The following is a 13,851-nucleotide window of genomic DNA, read 5'->3' as shown; positions in this document are numbered from 1 at the left end:
GCAACCGCAAGGAGCGACGCCGATGGCCCGCAATATCCTCTTCATCATGTGCGACCAGCTGCGGTGGGACTACCTGTCCTGCACCGGGCATCCGACCATCCGCACGCCGAACATCGACGCGCTGGCCGCGCGCGGGGTGCGATTCTCGCGCGCCTATGCGCAGTCGACGATCTGCGGCTCGTCGCGGATGAGCTTCTACACCGGCCGCTATGTCGATTCGCATGGCGCCGCCTGGAACAACTTTCCGCTGAAGGTCGGCGAGATGACGCTGGGCGACTATCTACGCCCGCTCGGCCGGCAGACCGTGCTGGTCGGCAAGACCCATATGGCGGCCGACACCGAGGGCATGGCGCGGCTCGGCATCGATCCGGACTCGCTGATCGGCACGCGCGTGGCCGAGTGCGGCTTCGATCCGTACGAGCGCGACGACGGCCTGCATGGCAGCGGCCCGGCCGGCCGCTACGACCCGAAGCCGGTGCGCTACAACGACTATCTGCGCGAACTTGGCTACGCCGGCGACGACGGCTGGGACGACTGGGCCAACGCCGGCGAGGACGAGAACGGCAATCTGCTGTCGGGCTGGCTGCTGCGCAATTCGACCCGGCCCGCGCGCGTGGCCGAGGAGCATTCGGAAACGCCATACATGACGCGGCGGGCGATGGAATTCATCGAGCAGGCCGGGGATGCGCCGTGGTGCCTGCACCTGTCCTATATCAAGCCGCACTGGCCCTGCATCGCGCCGGCGCCCTATCACGCGATGTACGGGGCCGCCGACGTGCCGCCGCCGGTGCGCAGCGAGGCCGAGCGCGCGCAGCCGCATCCGATCTACCAGGCCTTCCTGAATTCGCGCGTCAGCCGGGCGTTCTCGCGCGACGAGGTGCGCGAGGCGGTGATTCCCGCCTATATGGGCCTGATCACGCAGATCGACGACCAGATCGGCGTGCTGATGCGCTTCCTGGAGAACAGGGGCCTGGCCGGCGACACCATGATCGTGTTCACCTCCGATCATGGCGATTATCTGGGCGACCACTGGATGGGCGAGAAGGACCTGTTCCACGAGCCGTCGGTGCGGCTGCCGCTGATCGTCGTCGACCCCTCGCCGGCGTCCGACGCGACGCGCGGCTCGGTGTGCGATGCGCTGGTCGAGGCGATCGACCTGGTGCCGACCTTCGTCGAGGCCTGCGGTGGCACGCCGCAACCGCACCGGCTCGAAGGACGTGCGCTGCAGCCCTGGCTGCATGGGCAAGCGCCGGCCAGCTGGCGCCGCTACGCGATCAGCGAATACGACTATTCGGCGACCGGGGCCGCGGTAGCGCTGGGCGTGGCGCCGCTCGATGCGCGGCTGTTCATGGTGGTCGATGCGCGCTGGAAGTACATCCACGCGCCGGGCTTCCGGCCGATGCTGTTCGATCTGGCCGAAGACCCGCACGAGCTGCACGACCTCGGCGCCGATCCGGCCCACCGGGCGCAGTGCGAGCGGATGTATCTGGCGCTGGCGCAATGGGGGCTGCGGCAGTCCCAGCGTACCGCGATCAGCGACGAACGCATCGCCGCGATGCGCGGCGCGTCGGTGCGCAAGGGCATCCTGCTGGGATTCTGGGACGAGAGCGAGCTCCCGGAGGAACTGCTGCACGAGAAATGGCGCGGCGCACGGGAGGCGCTGCGCTAGCGCTCCGGGCTGTGCTGGCCGGCGGCGGCGCGCGTCTGCGGTTCGTCCTCCGGCGCAGCGCCGGACGCCTCTTGCGCGGCGTCCTCCGACGCCGGCTCCGGCGCCGACCACTGGCGCCGCGCGCCGCCGCCACGCCAGCGGTTGGTGCTGACCGTGGTCGCAACCTGCCGCTTCACGCGCACCGCCTGCTCTGTCAGCGCCGTCAGCAGCGTGTCCAGGTTCGCCAGTTCCCGATCGGATAGCGTCTCGACCAGGCGCCGATTGATCGCCGCCACCTCGTCGAACAGCTGCCGGTAGAGCGCCTGTCCGGCCGGCGTCAGCGCGACGCTGGCGCGGCGGCGGTCGCCGTCCAGCGTCTGCCGCCGGATCAAACCCTTGGCGGTCAGCCGCGTGATCGCGCGCGACACGCGCGTGCGGTCCAGATGGCATTGATCCGCGATCTCCGACGGCGCCTGCGCGCCGCGCATGGCCAGCAGCCCGAGCAGCGCCCATTCGCGGCGCGACACGCCGTACTGGCCTTCGCACAGGCGGATCACCGCCGCGCCGCTGGCGCCAACCAGCGCCGCGAGACGGAAATTGAGCAGATCGGTGATATCGCGCGGCGCGCGCAGGCGGCTGGCGCCTGCGTCGTCTGCCACGGGGTCGGCAGAATGCAAGGCGAATTCCGGCGCCGCGAACGGGCGCCGGGCGGGATCAGGCGAAGCCGGCCTGGTGCGCCTGCTGGTCGGCATGGTAGGAGCTGCGCACCATGGCACCGACTGCGGCGTGGGTGAAGCCCATCTTGTAGGCCTCTTCCTCGAACATCTTGAAGGTGTCGGGATGGACGTAGCGCAGCACCGGCAGATGGTGATTCGACGGAGCGAGATACTGGCCGATGGTCAGCATGTCGATGTCGTGCGCGCGCATGTCGCGCATGACTTCGAGGATTTCCTCGTCGGTCTCGCCCAAGCCCACCATCAGGCCCGACTTGGTCGGCACGTCCGGATTGCGGCGCTTGAACTCCTGCAGCAGCTTCAGCGAGTGCGCATAGTCGGCGCCTGGACGGGCCTGCTTGTACAGGCGCGGCACCGTTTCCAGGTTGTGGTTCATCACGTCCGGCGGGCAGGCCTGCAGGATGTCCAGCGCCTTGTCGAGACGGCCGCGGAAGTCGGGCACCAGCACCTCGATGCGGGTGATCGGCGACAGCTCGCGGGTCTTGCTGATGCAGTCCACATAGTGCTGGGCGCCGCCGTCGCGCAGGTCGTCGCGGTCGACGCTGGTGATCACCACATAGTTCAGCTTCAGCTGGGCGATGGTCTTGGCCAGGTTCAGCGGCTCGTTGACGTCGAGCGGATCCGGGCGGCCGTGGCCGACGTCGCAGAACGGGCAGCGGCGCGTGCACTTGTCGCCCATGATCATGAACGTCGCGGTGCCCTTGCCGAAGCATTCGCCGATATTCGGGCAGCTCGCTTCCTCGCACACCGTCACCAGATTGTTGGCGCGCAGGATGTCCTTGATCTCGTAGAAACGCGAATTGCCGGTGGCCGCCTTCACCCGGATCCAGTCCGGCTTCTTCAGCTTCTCGGCGGGGACGATCTTGATCGGAATGCGGGCGGTCTTGTCGGCCGACTTCTGCTTGCGGGTCGGGTCGTAGGCCGCGCCTTGGGCGGCATCGCCTTGGGGATTCGAGGTGGCGATCAGGGCGTCGCTCATGGTGTTCTCCGCGCGCTCCCCGCGCGCATAGGTCGGCTAGGCCGTGGTCAGGGGTGTCAATTGGCCGGAGGCCGTGGCGGCTGGTTCGTTCGCTTGCCGGTTCGCTTGCTGGTTCGCTGCCGGCTCGCCGGCCGCCGCGCGCGCCTGCGCTGCAGCCAGCACATCGCACAATGCCGCCGCCAGGCGTCGCGCGATCTCGGGTTGATGCCGGGCATCGACCGGTTCCCGGCGCACGCCGCCGTCGGCATCGCTCGCCGGCACCGTCGCGCCGGCGCGAGCCATGTCGACCGTCTCGAGGCCGGCATAACCGCACGGATTGATACGCAGGAACGGGTCCAGATCCATCCGCACGTTCAGGCTGACGCCGTGGTAGCTGCAGCCGTTGCGGATCTTCAGGCCCAGCGCGGCAATCTTGGCGCCGCGGTGCGGACCGTCGGACAGATAGATGCCGGGCGCGCCAGGCTTGCGTTCGGCGGGCAGATTATACGCCGCGAGCGTGTCCAGCACTGCCTGCTCGATCGCATGGACCAGCTCGCGCACCATCAGGCCGCGGCGTCGCAGGTCCAGCAGCAGGTAGGCGACGACCTGTCCCGGCCCGTGGTAAGTGATCTGTCCGCCACGATCAATGCGGACCAGCGGGATCGCCGGATCGGGCGACAGCAGATGCGATGGATCGCCCGCCTGGCCCAACGTATAGACGGGAGGGTGCTCGACGAGCCAGATCTGGTCGGGAGATTCGGCGGTGCGCGCGGCGGTATAAGCGCGCATCGCGTCGAAACAGGGCGCGTAGTCCTCCCGGCCCCGTTCGATGACTTCGATTGCTTGCATGCCGAGAGTGTAGCGAAAAGGGCCGGTTCGCACCGGCCCCTGCTTCGCTGGCGGCTGTCACCCTGGCGCCCTCAGGGTTGTCCGCCGCCGGGACGTCGTTCGTCCAGGGTCCCGGGCGCCGGCGGCCGGCTGTAGACCAGCCGCAGATGGCGCCGGCCCGCCGCTTCCTCCTTTCCGTCAGGACGCGGCGACGACGTCCTGGTTAGGCGACCATTGCGTCCCTCGAACCAGTCGTCTCACGATGCGGTTCACCAGATGCGGCAGGTTGGTGGCGGCCGGGCGCCGGGCTTCGGCGATCAGGGCCAACCGCACCGCACGTTCGGCGCGCGGATCGACGCTGAGCACCACTTCGTCGCCGCGGTTCAGCTGCAGGCTGGCGCCGCAGCGCAGCCAGTAATCTTCCGAATCGCCGTCGCGGGTGACCCACAGGTTCAGGCCGGCGGCATCTTCCACATAAAGCCGTTGCGCGGTATGGACCGACAGCGGCGCGACCTCGCCCGGGTTCAGGCTGAAGACGGTCGTTGTGAGCAGGGTTTCCATTTTGGACTTCCTTCACTAAGGTGACGGTACCGTCCGGCACGCGCATCTCGCGTGGCTGGCGTCGCGCTTTACCGTATGTGGCCTGGTCTGGCCTGGCGCGCTCGCTGTTGCGGTCCCGATGCACTGCATTCTAGTGATTGCCCGGCCACCTCCAAAACGATATATATTGATTTCCCTTGTTAGCCAATCTCACATAAAAACCCTGCGATGACCCTCAAGCGCAACCCCGTCGAACTGCCGCGCGCGTGGCATCGCGAGCTGCCAAGGCTGCCGGCGCTGACCGCACTGCGCGCATTCGAAGCCGCCGCTCGGCACGAAAGCTTCTCGCGCGCCGCCACGGAGCTGTTCGTCACCCACGGGGCGGTCAGCCATCAGGTCCGGGCATTGGAGGAGGAGTTGGGCCAGCCGTTGTTCGCCCGCAACGGCAAGCGGGTCAGCCTGACGCCGGCCGGACGCGTCTACGCCGAGCGCGTGCGCGACGCGCTGCTGCAGATCGCCGAGGCGACGCGCGCGCTGCAGTCCGGCACGCGCGACAAGCGGCTGACCATCAGCACGATGCCGTCGTTCGCGGCGCGCTGGCTGACGCCGCGCATCGGCAGCTTCATCGAGCGGCATCCCGAGCTGGACGTCGAGCTGATGTCGTCGAACACGCTGGTCGATTTCACGCGCGACGAGGTCGACGTGGCGCTGCGCATGGGCAGCGGCGACTATCCGGGGCTCTATGTCGAGCGGCTGCTCGACGACGTGTTCTTTCCGGTCTGCAGCCCGAACTTCCTGGGCGGCAAGCTGCCGCGGCGCCCCGAGGACATGCAGGGGCTGACGCTGCTGCGCGGCGAGGGCGATCCGTGGCGGCCCTGGTTCGAGGCGGCCGGGCTTGACTGGCCGGAACCACGCAAGGGCCTGATGTTCGAGGACTCGTCGCTGCTGCTGCAGGCCGCGGCGGAAGGCCAGGGCATCGCGCTGATCCGCTCTTCGCTGGCCTACAACGATCTGCTGTCCGGGCGCGTGGTGCGGCTGTTCGACGTCAGCATCCCATGTCCATGGCTGCTGTACTTCGTCTGCACGCCGGCAATGCTGGAGACGCCGAAGGTGCAGGCCTTCCGCAACTGGCTGCTGCCCGAGATCGCGGCGTTCCGGCAGATCCTGTCGCAGTGGGCCTAGGCGCTTCCGGCGCGCTTCCGGCGGGCTTCAGGCCGGTTCGTCGTCCGGCGCCGATGGCGTCGACGGTGCGGCCGGCGTGTCGCGCTCGGCGAGCCGTGCACGCGGATGGGCCTGGTCGTAGACCTTGGCCAGATGCTGGAAGTCGAGCGCGGTGTAGATCTGCGTGGTGGCCACGCTGGCGTGGCCCAGCATCTCCTGCACCGCGCGCAGGTCGCCCGACGATTGCAGCACGTGGCTGGCGAACGAGTGCCGCAGCATGTGCGGATGCACGTCGGCCGGTACGCCGGCGCGGATGGCCTGCTGCTTGATGCGGGCGCGCACGGTGCGGTCCGACAGCCTCTCCCCGCGCCGCGACAGGAACAGCGCGTGCCGGTGGCCGATGTCGGCCGACGGCCGTACCCAGTCGCCCCGCACCGCCAGCCAGGCCTGCAGCGCCTGCACCGCCTTGCTGCCGACCGGCACGCTGCGGCGGCGCGATCCCTTGCCGAGCACCGTGACTTCGCCCGCGGCCAGGTCGATCCAGCCCGACGAGCGGTAGCCGTCCTCTTCCACGTAGCGCAGGTCGAGCTGCACCAGCTCGGACACGCGCAGCCCGCTCGAATAGCCGAGCTCGAACACGGCCTGGTCGCGCAGCCCTTCGGCGCCCTCGCCGGCCGGCTGACCGACCAGCGCCACCGCATGTTCGACCGACAGCGCCTTGGGCAATGGCCGTCCGGCCTTGGGGGCGCGCACGCCGTCCACCGGATTGGCCTCGACGCCGTGGCCGTGCCGCGCGGCCCACAGATAGAAGCCGCGCCAGGCCGACAACGCCCGGGCAATGCTGGTGGAAGCGAGACCGCTGCCGCGCAGCCGCGCGGCGAAGCTGCGGATCTGGTCGGTGCGCAACGCGGTCAGCGCGGTACCGGGCGCGAACCTGGCGGCCTGCGCCTGCAATACCGACAGGTCGCGCCGGTAGCCGACCAGCGTGTGCTTGGCCAGCTTGCGGCTGGTGGCCAGCCAGTCCAGATAGCGGAGCAGCAGCGGATCGAGGGCCGGTGGGGGCGCGTGCGCAGCGTTGTCCACGAACGCCGGTTCGCTGGAGCGGGCCATCCGTTGCCGCCCGAGTCCCTGCTCAGCCGCGCAGGCGCGCCAGCGCCGCGCCGGCCAGTTCGCCGATGCGGCTCAGATAGGCGGTGCCCATGCCTTCGTGGAAGCGGCGCGGATCGGGCGAGCCGAGCACCAGCAGGCCGAAGGTCGGTCCCGCTTCGGCGTCCTCGCCCGCGGGGGCACGCAGCGCCACCATCGCCAGCGAGGCGATGTCGTTGCGCTCGAGCCAGTCGAGCGCCTGCTTGCCGCCTTCGCCCAGCGAGTCGGCCGCTGCAGCGGAAGCGGCCAGCGCCCCCTCTTCGACGGGAGCGGCTTCGGCGGCCCAGGGATTGGCGCCGCAATACGGGGTGTGCAGGCCCTCGGCAAAGCGGCGCGCGGCTTCGCTGGCGGCGGCCTGTTCACCGCGCAGCAGATCGAGCGGGGCATGCGTTTCGGCCAGCTGCCACAGCCGCAGCGCGACCGCCGGCACATCGAAGACCTGCTGCAGGCCCTGGCTGACCGCCATCGGCAGCGCCAGCGCATCGGCCTCGCCGAGCAGCCGCAACTGCCACGCGTGCATGCGGTTCTGCGTGCGGTCGTTGTCGTGGCCGTGGCGCATCAGATTGGCCAGCTTCAGTTCGAGGCCCTTGTTCTTCTCGCGCAGGATTTCCATCTGGCGCTGCTGCAGCGAGACCGCGCGATGGCTGTGCGGGCTCGTCAGCTGCACCGAGGCCAGCAGCTCGGCATGGTCCTCGAAGAACTGGGGATGACTTTGCAGATAGGCGGCGACGTCTTGCGGATTCATTGGCGGGTCATCGAACGATTTGCGCTGGAGTGTAGCAAAGCCTGCCGGGAGGAGACCCCGCGCGAGGGCTCGACGCGCGCGATTCCAACCCGCCGTCCCATGAAAAAACCCGCGCCGGAGCGCGGGTTCACCATCTGCTCGATGCAGCCCGTCAACCGAGCTTCTTGCGCAGCAACTCGTTGACCTGGGCCGGATTGGCCTTGCCCCTGGTCGCCTTCATCGCCTGGCCGACCAGCGCGTTGAACGCCTTCTCCTTGCCGGCGCGGAACTCCTCGACCGACTTGGCGTTGGCGGCCAGCACCTCGTCGATGATGGCCTCGAGCGCGCCGGTGTCCGACATCTGCTTCAGGCCCTTGGCGGCGATGATCGCGTCGGCGTCGCCGTCGCACTCGCCGGCCCACATGGCCGGGAACACGTCCTTCTTGGCGGTGTTGTTCGACACCGTGCCGTCGGCGATGCGCTTGAGCAGCAGCGCGAGCTGCGCGGGGCGGATCGGCGCGCCATCGATCTCGATGCCCTCGCGGTTCAGCTGCGACGCAACGTCGCCCATCAGCCAGTTGGCCGCGGGTTTGGCGTTGGCCGCGCCGGCTTCGGCCACGACCTGCTCGAACCAGTTGGCCAGCGCCTTCGACGAGGTCAGCACGCTGGCATCGTAGGCCGGCAGCCCGTATTGCGAAACGAAGCGCGCCTGCATCGCGGCCGGCAGCTCCGGCATCGCGGCGCGCACGCGCTCGATCCAGGCCGGCTCGATTTCGAGCGGCAGCAGGTCCGGATCGGGGAAGTAGCGATAGTCGTGCGCGTCTTCCTTGGTCCGCATCGCGCGCGTCTCGCCGGTGTCCGGATCGAACAGCACGGTGGCCTGCTGGATTTCGCGGCCATCCTCGATCTCGGCGATCTGCCAGCGCACCTCGTACTCGATCGCCTGCTGCAGGAAGCGGAACGAGTTCAGGTTCTTGATTTCGCGGCGCGTGCCCAGCTTGTCGCTGCCGACCGGCCGCACCGACACGTTGGCATCGCAACGGAAGCTCCCTTCCTGCATGTTGCCGTCGCAGATGCCCAGCCACACCACCAGCGTATGGAGCGCGCGCGCATAGGCCACCGCCTCGGCGGCGCTGCGCATGTCGGGTTCGGTCACGATCTCGAGCAGCGGCGTGCCGGCGCGGTTCAGGTCGATGCCGGTCATGCCGGCGAAGTCCTCGTGCAGCGACTTGCCCGCGTCCTCCTCGAGGTGGGCACGGGTCAGCTGCACGGTCTTCTCGTAGAACTCGCCCTTGCGGCCCTCGACCTGGAAGGTCAGGCTGCCGCCCTGCACCACCGGGATTTCGTACTGGCTGATCTGGTAGCCCTTGGGCAGATCGGGGTAGAAGTAATTCTTGCGCGCGAACACGCTATGCGGCGCGACATGGGCGCCGATCGCCAGGCCGAACTGGATCGCGCGCTCGACCGCGGCCTTGTTCAGCACCGGCAGCGTGCCGGGCAGCGCCAGATCGACCGGACTGGCCTGGGTATTGGGCGCCGCGCCGAACGCGGTGGAGGCGCCGGAAAAAATCTTCGAGGCCGTCGATAGCTGCGTATGCGTTTCGAGGCCGATCACCACTTCCCATTGCATGGCGGTATTCCTGTTGGTTCCTTGCGGCGGCGCCGGCATGGGCCGCGCCGCCGTGTGCTTTCGCGTTCTGCTTACTGCGTTGAGCTTCTGTCGCGCTGCGTACCGCCGCGTTATTGCGTGCGCGCGCAGGTGCCGGTGCCCGGTTCGAACATGACCGGCCACGCCTCTTCATAGATGCCCGGCGTGCAGCGGCTCTGGCAATTGGCGTGCGCCAGCGTGACGCGGCGCGGGTCCTGCCAGACGAGCAGCTTGCACGCGCTGCCGTCGCGCGCGGCCAGCTCGATATGCGGCTTGCGGCGGGTCTGGCGGAATTCGGCCAGGTCGAAGCTGCACGAGCCCCGCTTGCCGACCCACAGCTTCCACGACAGCTGCTGCACGTTGTTGTCCGACACGCGCAATTGCGCGTCCTCGCGGAAGCCGTCTTCCTCGGTGCGGCGGCAGTCGCCGGCCAGGTCGATGTCGCGATCGGCGATCGGCGTCGGGCCGCCGATGCGCGGCAGCGGTATGCAGCCCGCCAGCGCGGCCAGCAATACGGCCGTCAATGCAAGGCGGCCGGCAGAGAGGCGGGACGGGCGGATCGAAAGCAGCGCGTTCATGATCATCCCTGCGAGGGCTGGCGCAGATGCCAGTCGGTGGCCTGCTGGAAGGCGTGCGCGGTCTGCAGCAGCTGCGCTTCGCCGAAGTAGTTGCCGATCATCTGCAGGCCGACCGGCATGCCGCCCTCGCCGAAGCCGCAGGGCACGCTCATGCCGGGCAGCCCGGCCAGGCTGGTCGACAGCGTGAAGATGTCGGCCAGGTACATCTGCACCGGGTCGGCGCTCTTCTCGCCGAGCTTCCACGCCACCGTCGGCGCCACCGGTCCCATGATCACGTCGCACTCGCCGAAGGCGCGCTGGAAGTCGTCGGCGATGATGCGGCGGATCTTCTGCGCCTGAAGGTAGTAGGCGTCGTAGTAGCCGTGCGACAGCACATAGGTGCCGACCAGGATGCGGCGCTTGACCTCCCAGCCGAAGCCCTCGGCACGGGTCTTCTTGTACATGTCGAGCAGGTCGCGGTACTCGGCGGCGCGATGGCCGTAGCGCGCGCCATCGAAGCGCGACAGGTTCGACGAGGCCTCGGCCGGCGCGATCACGTAGTAGACCGGGATCGACAGCTCGGTCTTCGGCAGCGACACCTCGACCAGCGTCGTGCCCAGCTTCTCGTATTCGCGCAGCGCGGCGCGCACCGCGGCCTCGACATCGGCCGACAGGCCCGCGCCGAAGTACTCGCGCGGCAGGCCGATGCGCAGGCCTGCCAGCGGCTGGTTGGCGCTGGCGCCGCCGCGCGGCTGGCCCAGCAGCCGCGTGAAGTCTTCGTCCACGCCGCCCTGGGCCGGCGTCAGCGAGGTCGAATCGCGCTCGTCGAAACCGGCCATCGCATTGAGCAGCAGCGCGCAGTCCTCGGCGCTGCGCGCCATCGGGCCGGCCTGGTCCAGCGACGAGGCGAACGCGATCATGCCGAAGCGCGACACGCGGCCGTAGGTCGGCTTGATGCCGGTGATGCCGGAGAACGCGGCGGGCTGACGGATCGAGCCGCCGGTATCGGTACCGGTCGCGGCCGGTGCCAGCCCCGCGGCCACTGCCGCGGCCGAGCCGCCCGACGAGCCGCCCGGCACGCGCGACGCGTCCCACGGGTTGCGAACGGGGCCGAAGTGCGAGTTCTCGTTGGACGAGCCCATCGCGAATTCGTCCATATTGGTCTTGCCCAGCGTCACCATGCCGGCGGCGGCGAGCCGCTCGACCACGGTGGCATCGAACGGGCTCTCGTAGTTGGCCAGCATGCGCGAGCCGGCGGTCGAGCGCCAGCCGCGCGTGACGAACACATCCTTGTGGGCGATCGGCACGCCGGTCAGCGGACCGGCCTGGCCGCGCGCGCGGCGCGCATCGGCCTCGCGGGCCTGGGCCAGTGTCAGTTCGGCGTCGACATGCACATAGGCGTTCAGCGCGCCGGCCTGCTCGATGCGGGCCAGATAGTCGCGCGCCAGTTCTTCGGCCGACACCGCGCCGGCGGCGAGCGCATCGGCGATCTGGCGCAGCGAGGTCACGGTCGAGCCGACCGGGAAGGAGGAAGCGGAGGAAGACATGGAGTGTCGGAAGAGCTTCGGAGAACGGCCCGCGGTACGTCGCCGCGCGGGCCGGATCGATTCAGGAGACGTCGTCCTGCGTATCGGTACGTCGATACGTGATGAAATGCCGGGCGACGTCGGCGAGCCGGGTGCGGGACCGTTATTCGATCACCTTGGGCACCAGGTACAGGCCGGCCTCGGTGGCCGGGGCCGGACGCTGGTAGTCCTCGCGCCGATTGGGCTCGGTGACGACGTCGTCGCGCAGCCGCTGTTGCATCTCGCGTACCGCCGACAGCGGATGCGCCAGCGGCGCGACGCCGCTGGTGTCGACCGCCTGCATCTGCTCGACCAGCGAAAAGAATTGATTCAATTGCCCGAGCGTCTGGCCGGCTTCGTCATCGCTGATGTCGATGCGGGCAAGATGGGCGATGCGCTTGACGTCGGATAGCTCGAGTGCCATGGCGTGGGTGCGAGGAATTCCAGAGGGCCCGGCGGTCCGGCGCGAGGCCGGGACGAACCGGGAGAATGACGACAGTGCGACGACCGTGCGACGACCGTGCGCGCAGAGTCGGGAGGCGCTGAACCGGGCCGGGCCGGCGCGCCTCGGGCGGCGCCACATCCGGGCCATTGTCGGCCCGGTATCGGCCCGGGGAAAGTGCCGCGCGCGGCGCCCCACAATCGTCAGAATTACAGGTTTTTTCAGGGCAATTTGCCGCCGAAACACGCGGAATTATAAGGTATCATTCCGTTTTGCCGCCGCCCCCGGCGGCGCCTTCGCCGCTTGGGACCCAGGGCCCGGCCGCAGAAGGATGCCGGACCCGACTGCCCGCGGGGCCCGGACCAGGATCCTCCGATTAGACCGACTCGCTGCTGCCCCATCGTGGGTGCCGGGTCTGTGGCGCCCGGACCACCGTCCGGCCATCCGCCAAATGAAGTTTGGCGAACTTTCTGGCGCCGTCTAATCAAAGGTTCCCGTGGGAATGCGTTCCGCCGGCTCGGCGGACCCATTCCCCCAGCACTGTCGCGGTTCGCCTGGCGCACCGCAACGGCATGGGCGGGACCGTGGATGCGCTGAAGGACGCGCGCCGTTTCCATCGACGACATATGAATATCGCGGCCGGCGCCAACGACTGGCGCCGGCCGCTTCGCATACCTGCGAACCCACCAGAAAACAGGACTCCTGATGTTCGGATTTCTCCGCAGCTACTTTTCCAACGATCTCGCGATCGACCTCGGCACCGCCAACACGCTGATCTATATGCGTGACAAGGGCATCGTGCTGGACGAACCTTCGGTGGTCGCGATCCACCTGGGCGGCGGCCCGAACGCCAAGAAGACCATTCAGGCAGTCGGCAAGGAAGCCAAGCAGATGCTGGGCAAGGTGCCGGGCAACATCGAGGCGATCCGCCCGATGAAGGACGGCGTGATCGCCGACTTCACCGTGACCGAGCAGATGCTCAAGCAGTTCATCAAGATGGTGCACGACAGCAAGCTGCTGCGTCCGTCGCCGCGCATCATCATCTGCGTGCCGTGCGGTTCGACCCAGGTCGAGCGCCGCGCGATCCGCGAGTCGGCGCTGGGCGCCGGGGCCTCGCAGGTCTACCTGATCGAGGAACCGATGGCCGCCGCGATCGGCGCCGGCCTGCCGGTGTCCGAGCCGTCGGGCTCGATGGTCGTCGATATCGGCGGCGGCACCACCGAGGTCGGCATCATCTCGCTGGGCGGCATGGTCTACAAGGGCTCGGTGCGCGTCGGCGGCGACAAGTTCGACGAAGCCATCGTCAATTACATCCGCCGCAACTACGGCATGCTGATCGGCGAGCAGACCGCCGAAGCGATCAAGAAGGAAATCGGCTCCGCCTTCCCGGGTTCGGAAGTGCGCGAGATGGAGGTCAAGGGCCGCAACCTGTCCGAGGGCATTCCGCGCGCGTTCACGGTCTCGTCCAACGAGATCCTGGAAGCGCTGACCGACCCGCTGAACCAGATCGTGTCCACCGTCAAGATCGGCCTGGAGCAGACTCCGCCGGAACTGGGCGCCGACATCGCGGAGCGCGGCATCACGTTGACCGGCGGCGGCGCGCTGCTGCGCGACCTGGACCGCCTGCTGGCCGAGGAAACCGGCCTGCCGGTGCTGGTCGCCGAGGATCCGTTGACCTGCGTGGTGCGCGGCTCGGGCATGGCCCTGGAGCGCATGGACAAGCTGGGCAGCATCTTCGCCTACGAGTAAGCCGGTCCGGCAAAGGATCGTTCCCGTGGCGAAGCGCGCCCTGCCCGCACCGCTGGCCGACGCCGGCCACGGGCGGGGCCGCCGCCGCGCCACCCTGGCCACGCCGGCCGCCGCCCACCGGCGGCCCGCGCGACTGAGCCAATTCCGGTCC

At 68.9% G+C, this 13,851-nt stretch carries 13 protein-coding genes; 3 read left to right on the top strand and 10 right to left on the bottom strand.

What is annotated here, in order from left to right:
* Positions 1-22 precede the first annotated feature (22 nt).
* A complete protein-coding gene (locus F7Q96_RS11970) occupies positions 23-1,669 on the top strand; it encodes an alkaline phosphatase family protein (RefSeq protein WP_053820852.1) in 1,647 nt (548 codons plus the stop codon).
* Here F7Q96_RS11970 and F7Q96_RS11965 read toward each other — a convergent pair.
* From F7Q96_RS11965 to F7Q96_RS11950, 4 genes are all read right to left on the bottom strand, one after another.
* Positions 1,666-2,307 carry a MarR family winged helix-turn-helix transcriptional regulator gene (locus F7Q96_RS11965; protein WP_158507234.1) on the bottom strand — a complete coding sequence of 214 codons (642 nt, stop codon included), beginning with the start codon at positions 2,305-2,307 and terminating at the stop codon, positions 1,666-1,668. The genes F7Q96_RS11970 and F7Q96_RS11965 overlap by 4 nt on opposite strands.
* Before the next feature lie 55 nt (positions 2,308-2,362).
* Positions 2,363-3,361, bottom strand: a complete 999-nt coding sequence (gene lipA, locus F7Q96_RS11960; protein ID WP_006577815.1) for a lipoyl synthase — start codon at positions 3,359-3,361, stop codon at positions 2,363-2,365.
* A 36-nt stretch (positions 3,362-3,397) separates the two neighbouring features.
* Positions 3,398-4,189 (bottom strand): lipoyl(octanoyl) transferase LipB, encoded by a 792-nt coding sequence (gene lipB / locus F7Q96_RS11955; RefSeq protein WP_053820850.1) that lies wholly within the window; start codon positions 4,187-4,189, stop codon positions 3,398-3,400.
* Positions 4,190-4,366: 177 nt separating this feature from the next.
* Positions 4,367-4,729, bottom strand: a complete 363-nt coding sequence (locus F7Q96_RS11950; protein WP_053820849.1) for a DUF2917 domain-containing protein — start codon at positions 4,727-4,729, stop codon at positions 4,367-4,369.
* 207 nt (positions 4,730-4,936) lie between these two features.
* On the opposite strand from F7Q96_RS11950, the gene F7Q96_RS11945 reads away from it, so the two are divergent.
* Positions 4,937-5,890, top strand: a complete 954-nt coding sequence (locus F7Q96_RS11945) for a transcriptional regulator GcvA (RefSeq protein ID WP_151022690.1) — start codon at positions 4,937-4,939, stop codon at positions 5,888-5,890.
* Between the two features lie 27 nt (positions 5,891-5,917).
* Here the strand turns inward: F7Q96_RS11945 and F7Q96_RS11940 are convergent, their stop codons facing one another.
* The 6 genes from F7Q96_RS11940 to gatC all read right to left on the bottom strand — a co-directional run bounded on the left by F7Q96_RS11940 (position 5,918) and on the right by gatC (position 11,933).
* On the bottom strand, positions 5,918-6,979 hold the full coding sequence (locus F7Q96_RS11940; RefSeq protein WP_053820848.1) for a tyrosine recombinase XerC: 1,062 nt from the start codon (positions 6,977-6,979) through the stop codon (positions 5,918-5,920).
* A 22-nt stretch (positions 6,980-7,001) separates the two neighbouring features.
* Positions 7,002-7,760 (bottom strand): DUF484 family protein, encoded by a 759-nt coding sequence (locus F7Q96_RS11935; RefSeq protein WP_053820847.1) that lies wholly within the window; start codon positions 7,758-7,760, stop codon positions 7,002-7,004.
* Positions 7,761-7,911: 151 nt separating this feature from the next.
* Complete coding sequence (gene gatB, locus F7Q96_RS11930) at positions 7,912-9,369, bottom strand: Asp-tRNA(Asn)/Glu-tRNA(Gln) amidotransferase subunit GatB (protein WP_053822933.1); 1,458 nt, start codon at positions 9,367-9,369, stop codon at positions 7,912-7,914.
* Positions 9,370-9,479: 110 nt separating this feature from the next.
* Complete coding sequence (locus tag F7Q96_RS11925) at positions 9,480-9,965, bottom strand: hypothetical protein (protein ID WP_053822932.1); 486 nt, start codon at positions 9,963-9,965, stop codon at positions 9,480-9,482.
* Positions 9,966-9,967: 2 nt separating this feature from the next.
* A complete protein-coding gene (gene gatA, locus F7Q96_RS11920; protein ID WP_053820846.1) occupies positions 9,968-11,491 on the bottom strand; it encodes an Asp-tRNA(Asn)/Glu-tRNA(Gln) amidotransferase subunit GatA in 1,524 nt (507 codons plus the stop codon).
* A gap of 142 nt (positions 11,492-11,633) precedes the next feature.
* A complete protein-coding gene (gene gatC / locus F7Q96_RS11915; protein WP_053820845.1) occupies positions 11,634-11,933 on the bottom strand; it encodes an Asp-tRNA(Asn)/Glu-tRNA(Gln) amidotransferase subunit GatC in 300 nt (99 codons plus the stop codon).
* Between the two features lie 723 nt (positions 11,934-12,656).
* On the opposite strand from gatC, the gene F7Q96_RS11910 reads away from it, so the two are divergent.
* Positions 12,657-13,700 (top strand): rod shape-determining protein, encoded by a 1,044-nt coding sequence (locus F7Q96_RS11910; protein WP_023264573.1) that lies wholly within the window; start codon positions 12,657-12,659, stop codon positions 13,698-13,700.
* The last annotated feature ends 151 nt before the right edge of the window (positions 13,701-13,851 follow it).

Origin of the sequence: Cupriavidus gilardii (assembly GCF_008801915.1) — a bacterium.
Classification (GTDB): domain Bacteria; phylum Pseudomonadota; class Gammaproteobacteria; order Burkholderiales; family Burkholderiaceae; genus Cupriavidus; species Cupriavidus gilardii.
Note: the sequence above shows the minus strand (reverse complement) of the source record. Positions and strands in the feature narration are given on the sequence as shown.

Coding starts and splice junctions, on each gene's coding strand:
- F7Q96_RS11970 (WP_053820852.1), top strand. CDS start 23: ATGGCCCGCAATATCCTCTTCATCATGTGCGACCAGCTGCGGTGGGAC.
- lipA (WP_006577815.1), bottom strand. CDS start 3,361: ATGAGCGACGCCCTGATCGCCACCTCGAATCCCCAAGGCGATGCCGCC.
- lipB (WP_053820850.1), bottom strand. CDS start 4,189: ATGCAAGCAATCGAAGTCATCGAACGGGGCCGGGAGGACTACGCGCCC.
- F7Q96_RS11950 (WP_053820849.1), bottom strand. CDS start 4,729: ATGGAAACCCTGCTCACAACGACCGTCTTCAGCCTGAACCCGGGCGAG.
- F7Q96_RS11945 (WP_151022690.1), top strand. CDS start 4,937: ATGACCCTCAAGCGCAACCCCGTCGAACTGCCGCGCGCGTGGCATCGC.
- F7Q96_RS11940 (WP_053820848.1), bottom strand. CDS start 6,979: ATGGCCCGCTCCAGCGAACCGGCGTTCGTGGACAACGCTGCGCACGCG.
- F7Q96_RS11935 (WP_053820847.1), bottom strand. CDS start 7,760: ATGAATCCGCAAGACGTCGCCGCCTATCTGCAAAGTCATCCCCAGTTC.
- gatB (WP_053822933.1), bottom strand. CDS start 9,369: ATGCAATGGGAAGTGGTGATCGGCCTCGAAACGCATACGCAGCTATCG.
- F7Q96_RS11925 (WP_053822932.1), bottom strand. CDS start 9,965: ATGAACGCGCTGCTTTCGATCCGCCCGTCCCGCCTCTCTGCCGGCCGC.
- gatA (WP_053820846.1), bottom strand. CDS start 11,491: ATGTCTTCCTCCGCTTCCTCCTTCCCGGTCGGCTCGACCGTGACCTCG.
- gatC (WP_053820845.1), bottom strand. CDS start 11,933: ATGGCACTCGAGCTATCCGACGTCAAGCGCATCGCCCATCTTGCCCGC.
- F7Q96_RS11910 (WP_023264573.1), top strand. CDS start 12,657: ATGTTCGGATTTCTCCGCAGCTACTTTTCCAACGATCTCGCGATCGAC.